The sequence below is a fragment of the Pantoea stewartii subsp. stewartii genome, assembly GCF_008801695.1.
GTDB classification, from domain to species: domain Bacteria; phylum Pseudomonadota; class Gammaproteobacteria; order Enterobacterales; family Enterobacteriaceae; genus Pantoea; species Pantoea stewartii.
The window spans coordinates 1-1,015 of sequence record NZ_VZPF01000204.1 but is presented as its reverse complement, the minus strand read 5'-3'; the positions used below and the strand labels follow the sequence as shown (position 1 = coordinate 1,015).

The 1,015-nt window shown below is 50.5% G+C and carries 1 pseudogene; it reads left to right on the top strand.

The features are described 5' to 3' along the window. Window positions 1-86 precede the first annotated feature (86 nt). Window positions 87-986, top strand: a pseudogene (locus F7Q90_RS25720) (Tn3 family transposase); the annotation flags it as partial. Window positions 987-1,015: the final 29 nt, after the last annotated feature.

Sequence of the window (1,015 nt, the reverse complement as noted above, 5' to 3'; positions counted from 1 at the left end):
AAAGCAATTAAGGTAGTTGCAGGCACCGCACTGGTTTGTCGCATTTTGTAGCTTCGCTCCCACCAGGCCATACTGTCTGTTTCCCAAACCGCAAATATTTCGGTCATAGCAGGGGGATCACCTGGTACAACTTTATGTCCGATCAGTATTCCGGTTTTCATGGCATCGTTATACCGGGGACACTGAGGGACTCTATCTTTGTGCTGGAAGGCCTTCTGGAACAGGAGACCGGGCTGAATCCCACCGAAATTATGACCGATACCGCAGGGGCCAGCGATCTTGTCTTTGGCCTTTTCTGGCTGCTGGGATACCAGTTTTCCCCGCGCCTGGCTGATGCTGATGCTGGTGCTTCGGTTTTCTGGCGCATGGACAATGACGCCGATTATGGAGTGCTGAATGATATTGCCAGAGGGCAGTCAGATCCCCGAAAAATAGTCCTTCAGTGGGACGAAATGATCCGTGCAGCGGGTTCCCTCAAGCTGGGAAAAGTTCAGGCCTCGGTGCTGGTACGTTCATTACTGAAAAGTGAGCGCCCTTCCGGACTGACTCAGGCAATCATTGAAGTGGGACGCATTAACAAAACGCTGTATCTGCTTAATTACATTGATGATGAAGATTACCACAGACGCATTCTGACTCAACTTAACCGGGGAGAAAGCCGCCATGCAGTTGCCAGAGCGATCTGCCACGGACAGAAAGGTGAGATAAGAAAGCGATATACTGACGGTCAGGAAGATCAACTGGGAGCACTGGGGCTGGTAACTAATGCCATCGTACTATGGAACACTATTTATATGCAGGCTGCCCTGGATCATCTCCGGGAACAGGGTGAATCCGTGAATGATGAAGATATCGCACGTCTCTCACCGCTTTGCCACGGACATATCAATATGCTCGGCCATTATTCCTTTACGCTGGCAGAACTGGTGACGAAAGGGCATCTGCGGCCATTAAAAGAGGCGTCGGAGGAAGAAAACATTGCTTAGCGTGAGTTTTCGTTCCACTGAGCGTCAGA